This window comes from Aquibium carbonis (assembly GCF_003970795.1).
In the GTDB taxonomy this organism is placed as follows: Bacteria; Pseudomonadota; Alphaproteobacteria; order Rhizobiales; family Rhizobiaceae; genus Aquibium; species Aquibium carbonis.
In genome coordinates this window covers 1-6,043 of the sequence record NZ_RWKW01000095.1, presented here as the reverse complement: position 1 = coordinate 6,043, position 6,043 = coordinate 1, and the positions used below count along the sequence as shown (strand labels likewise).

Genomic DNA, 6,043 nt, shown 5'->3' with positions numbered 1-6,043 from the left:
TGCGGGGGCGCCGCACGCACCGGCTGCGGGGCTGCCGCGGCCGGTTCGCCGCCGCGCCCGGGCGTCACGTCGTACATGCGGCCGGACTTGGCGACGATGTCGGCAAGCTCCTTCAGCGCGGCGATCTGCTCGCCCACGGCCCGCCGGATGGCGCCGGTCGATTCGCGTGCCTCTTCGGGCAGCTGCAGCACGCCACGCTTCAGCTCCGAGCGCGTGTCCTCGAGTTCGGACCGGATCGTGCCGGCGGTGCGGCGGATCTCTTCCGTCGCGCCGGCAAACCGCTCCGTCGCCGATTCGATCACTTCGGTGATCGCATCGCGAATCTGCTGGGTGGAGGCGATGGTCCGGCCCTCGACCTTTTCCATGGCCTTGCCGACGATCCCCTCGAAGGACCGCATCATGCGCTCGATGTCCTCGGACTTCTTGACCAGGCCGACCGACAGTTCCTCGAGCGCGGCCTGCCGTTCCTCCATCGTGGTGGACAGGCTGGACTGAGCCGAGCCGAGCATGTCGCGCGCCTGGGCAAGCAGGCGACCATGCTCGTCGAAGCGGTTGGCGATCGCCGCCACCTCGCGCAGCGTCTGCGTCGAAATCTCCGACAGGCGGCTCGCATTGGTGTCGATCATGCGCGCGGAGCTGCTGAACGTCTCCGACGCCTTTTCGGCCGAGGCGTTGAAGTTGCGCGTCGTGTCACCCAGGCGGCTGTCGATCGCGCCGAGATTCTTCTCCGCGAGGCCGACGAGTTCGCCGAGCTGGGCGTTCGAGCGGGTCAGCCGGTCGAGCAGTTCATTGACGTTGCCCGACAGCGAAACCCGCGCGCCTTCCATGGCCGCCAGGGTTTCGGCCGTGCGCGACGCGAGCGCGTTGACGAGGGCGGCGTTTTCGGCCCGCAGCTTGTCGGTGGCCTTCTGCGTGGCCGCCTCCAGGCCCTTCTGCAACTCGCCGCCGCTTTCGACGAAGCGCTCGATCAGCGGCCGTCCCTTCTCGTCGATCACGCGGCCGATTTCCGACGCGCGATTGGTCAGCATGTCGTTGAGCTCGCGCGTGCGGCTGTCGATCGTCGAAGCCGCGTCGGACGTGCTCTGTTCGATGTGCTGGTTCACCGCAGAGAAGGTCTCGGCGATGACGTTGGCGCGCGAGACGAGCTGCGTTTCGGTCCTTGCGACCTGTTCCACGAGCTTCTGGCCCATGCGCTCCGAGCTCGCCGCGAGGAGATCCTCGACATTGGCGATCTGCTCGTTGAAACGCTCGGCGACCACGTCGGCGCTGGCGCCGAGGCGTGCCTCGACATTGGCCATCGACGCTTCGATCTGGGCGGCGCGCTCCCGGAGTTCCTCGGCGCTGAGCTGGGTGCGGGCGGCAACCCGGCGATCGGCTTCCGCGAAGACGTCGGCAACCGCGTTGGCCCGCTCGGCGAGCGATTCGACGGTGTTCTCGGCGCGCTGCACGACGACACGGCTCGATTCGTCGAAGATGCCGGCGAGGGCGTTTGCCCGCTCGACGAGCGCATCGGCGGTCGTTTCCGCGCGCTGCACCACGACACGGCTCGATTCGTCGAAGATGCCGGCGAGCGCAGTCGCCCGCTCGGCGAGCGCCTCGGCCGTCGTCTCGGCGCGCTGCACCACGACGCGGCTCGACTCGTCGAAGATGCCGGCGAGCGCACTGGCGCGCTCGGTCAGCGATTCGGCGGTCGTCTCCGCCCGCTGGAACAGGACGCGGCTGGTCTCGTCGAAGATGCTGGTGACGTCCTTGGTCCGGTCGATCAGCGAAGCGGCGGTCTGCTCGGCCCGGGCGGCCAGGCCTTCCTCGGCCTGTGCGTATGCCTCGATGATCTCCTTCGAACGATCGATCAGGGTTCCGGTCGTCCGGTCGGCGCGCTTGATCAGGCTGTCCTCGGCTTCCGAGAAGGTGGCGGCGACGGCGTTTGCCTTCTCGACCAGCGTGGTCGCGGTCTCGCCGACGCGCGCCATGATGCGGTCCTCGGCCTCGTCGAAGACCCCGACGATGTCCCTGGAGCGGGCGGCGATCGTTCCCGCGCTGGCTTCGGCGCGCTCGATCATGCGCTTCTCGGCCTGCTCATAGGCGCCGGCGATGCCCTTCGAATGTTCGAGGAGGGACTGGGTCGTCTCCTCCGCCCGGGCATAGATGCGCCGCTCGGCCTCGTCGAAGGCCTGCGCGATGCCCTGCGAGCGTTCCTCGAGGGTGCGGGCGGTGCTGTCGGCGCGGGCGAGCAGCCGATGGTCGGCATCCTCGAAGCTGCGGGCGATTTCCTCGGCGCGCGAGGTCAGGACGCTGGCGGTCTCGCCGGCACGGTCCGCCAGCTTGCGGTCTGTCTCGTCGAACACCTGCGACAGTTCGGCCGCGCGCTTGGCCAGGTGCTCGCCGGTCAGGTTGACCCGCTCGCTTAGGCGGCGCTCGGCGTCGTCGAACGTCGAGGCGAAGTCGCCGGCCCGCTCGGCCAGCACGCTGGAGGTGAGGTCGATCCGGCTGGCGAACTGCTGATCGGCATCGGTGAAGAGGCGGCCGGCTTCGTCGGTCAGCTTCGAGGTGACCTCGATCACCTTGTCGCGCAGCGACCCGGCCACGACGATGGCGCTGTTCTCGATCGCGCCGCGCACGTTCTCGATGCCGGCGTTGAGCGCCCGCTGCATGGTTTCGGTGCGTTCCTCGATGACACCGGTCTGGCGACGGAAGGCGTCCTCGATGCGCTCGACGTCGCTGGCCAGCGCCTGGGTGATCTCGCCGCGGCTGGAGGCCAGCAGGCCTAGATGCGCCTGGAGCGCGGCATCGATCGCCGATCGCGTCTCGGCGAGCTTGAGCATGTCCTGCTCGAGCGCGCGCGTCATGATGTTGCGGCCTTCTGCGAGCTTGCTGACCTGCGCGGAAACCGAACCGTCGATGGCCTCGCTGGCACCGGTGATCTGCGCCAGGTCGGCGCTGAGCGCGGCGGTGAGCTCCTGCCGGCGGTTGGCGAAGGTCTCCATGTGCTCGCGCACGACCTGGTCGATCATGGCGCGGGTGTCGGCGAGCTTGGAGAGATCCTCGTCGAGCGCGCCGGTGAGAATGCTGCGGCTGTCGGCCAGGCGGCCGACCTGCTCGGCGACGGCGCGATCCAGCAGATCGCGCGTCTGGGCGAGACGATCGAGGTCCGCCTCCATCGACCGGGTGAGTTCGTCGCGACCCTGCGAGATCCGCGCCAGTTGGTCGGAGACGATGTCCTCGATGCCGAGACGGGCATCCCGGATCTGCCGCAGATCGGTGTCGAGGGCTTCCGACAGGGTCGACCGACCTTCTGCGAGCTTCGCGACATGACCGATGACGACTTCGTCGATCTCGGCCCGCGCCCCGGACAGGCGCCCGAGATCCTCGTCCAGCGCCTTCTTGAACAGCTTGCGGCCTTCCGCGAGCTTCCCGATATGGCCGATGACGAGGCCGTCGAGCTCGGAGCGGGCCTGATCGAGGCGCTCCATGTCCTCGCGCAGGGCGCCGGTCAGCGTGCCGCGGCCTTCGGCGATCTTCTCGACGTGCTGCGACAGCGCCTCGGAGATGCTGGACAGGTCGCCTTCGAGCGCCTGCGTCAACAGGCTGCGGTTCTCCGAAAGCCTGCCGATCTGGCGCCCGATGGAGCCCTCGATCTCGGCGATGCTGCCGGTGACGGATTCGTTGAGCGTGGTGCGGGCATCCGCCATCCGGTCGAGATGCTGCGCGATTGCGCCGGCGACGTGCGACAGGTCGCTCTGCAAGGCGTCTGCGAGCGAGATGCGGCCTTCCGACACCTTTTCGATCTGGAGCGCCACGATCTCCTCGATGGTGGCGATGTCTTCCTTGACCGAGGCCGAGAGGCTGGTGCGGCCATCCGCCATGCGGTCGAGATGGTCGGCGACCGACTGGGCGACTTCCGCCAGCTCGTCCTTCAGCGACTGGGTGAGCGAACCGCGGCTCGCGGCCACGCGCTCGAGATGCGCCATTGCGGCGGAGTCGATCTCGGCCCGGGCCTCGCCCAGACGGCGGAGGTCCTCCTGGTAGGCGGCGTTCAGCGTGATGCGGCCCTCGTCGAGCTTGGCGATCTGGCTGGCAACGAAGTCACCGACCGTCGTCAGGTCGTTCTCCAGTGCCGTGGTCAGCGTGGCCCGGCCGTCCGCCAGCTTGCCGACATGGTTGGCGACGACTTCGTCGATTTCCGTGCGCGTCGCCGCGAGATGGCTGAGGTCTTCCTCCAGCGCCTTGCGGAAGAGCTTGCGCCCTTCGGCGAGCTTGCCGATGTGGCCGACGACCGAATCGTCGATGCCGGCGCGCGCGGCCTGGAGGTTCTGCAGGTCGTCGTTGAGCGCGGCGGTGAGGGCGCTGCGGCCCTCGACGAGCTTGTCGAGGCTGAGGGAGAAGGCCTGCTCGACATTGGCGATTTCGCCCTGCATCGCCTTGACGACGTTTCCACGACCCTGCGACAGCCGGTCCAGGCTGCCGGCGACGAGCGTGTCGATGCCGGAGAGTTCGCGCTCCAGTGCGCGCGAGAACGCCTCGCGGCTGACGGAGAGCTTGTCGACCTGCGTGGTGAGCGCGCTGTCGAGCGCGTTGATGTCGCCTTCCAGCGTCCGCGTGAGTTCGCCGCGCGCATCGTGGAGATGGCGCAGATCGACGTCGAGCTGCTCGGTGATCCGGCTGCGGCCTTCTTCCAGACGATCGCCGAACTCGTTGGCGCGCGCCTCCAGGATGGTGGAGGTGGACGTCACGAGATCGCTCATCTGCGCCTCGATCTTGGCGCGGCTGTCGTCGGCGGCGGTGGAGATCTCGCTCACGCCGGAGCGGAACACGTCGGCGATCTCGCGGGTGCGTTCGGCCAGCGCCTCGTTGATCTGGCGTGAACGCGCCTCGAGCGCGGCGTTGAGCTTCTCGGTGCCGGTGTCGAGCGCTTCGGCGCGGGTCTCGAACTCGCTGATCAGCGACTGGCCGCGCTCGGCCAGCGTGCGCTCGATGGCGTCGATGCGCACGTCGAAGGCGCGGGTGAAGGTCTCGGTGGCGCCGCCGAGCAGCGACACCATGCCCCGCGTGCGCTGGTCGAGTAGCTGGGAGAGGGTGCCGGTGGCCGAATCGGTGCTTTCCACGAGCTTGGCGATGCGGGTGTCGAGCAGGCTGGCGAAGGCCTCTCCGGAGGTGGACAGCCGGCCCGTGATGCTCTCGACGCGCTCGTCGATGGCGCCATAGATGGCGCTGCCGCTCTCGTTGAAGCGCTCGATCAGCGATTCGCCGGCATTGGTGATCGTGTAGGTCAGGTGGCCGGAGGCGCCCGTCACCATTTCCTGGATGACGCCGGTCGCCGAGTTCAACTCGTCGCGGATCAGCTCGTGGGCGCCGGCGATGGAGGCGCGGACGCGCTCGGCGTGGCTGACGACGGCTTCGCGCTCGCTGCCCAGGCCGTCGACGAGCGTGCGGATGCGGCGCTCGTTCTCGGTGTAGGCGCGCTCGAGCTCGTTGACCTCGGAATGGACCAGCGTCTCGAGTTCCACGGCGCGGGCGAGCGTGCGCTCGATGCCTTCGCCCATGGCGTTGACCTCGCGGCGGACGGCCTGGCCGATGGACATGACGCGGTCCTGCGCGATCACTTCCGGTTCGCTCAGGTGATAGGCGAGGGCGGTCATCGACTGGGCGGCCAGGCGCATCTCCTGTGCGCGGCGAATCATCAGGGCGAAGGCCCAGAACAGGATGACCGGCACGAACACCCCGGCGGCGAGGCCGAGGATGCCCGGGGTCGCCAGGAGATCGGCGAACGACACGGCGCGCGCGATCGCGGGACCGTACAGGCCGTTGGTGAGGACGAGGCCGCCGACGATCCAGACGACGGAGATCACGGCGACGACCCAGTAGATGGAGCTGGTGCCGCCGCGGTTCAGCGCCGCGAGCAGGGCGCCGAAATCCTTCTGGCGGTCGTCGTTGGCGGGGGCGAAGGCCGGCGCCGTGCTGCGCGGGGCGGGCTCGTTCGACGCCGAGCGGAAATCGGACTTGCGCTCCGGCGCGGGCTTCGCGGGCCGGGCGGCCGCAGGGCGCG

General features: G+C 69.0%; 1 protein-coding gene. It reads right to left on the bottom strand.

Going from position 1 to position 6,043, the window contains the following annotated elements:
- Window positions 1–6,043: apolipoprotein A-IV repeat region-like domain-containing protein (locus EJC49_RS21260; protein WP_126701941.1), on the bottom strand; the 6,043-nt coding region annotated here is incomplete at both ends.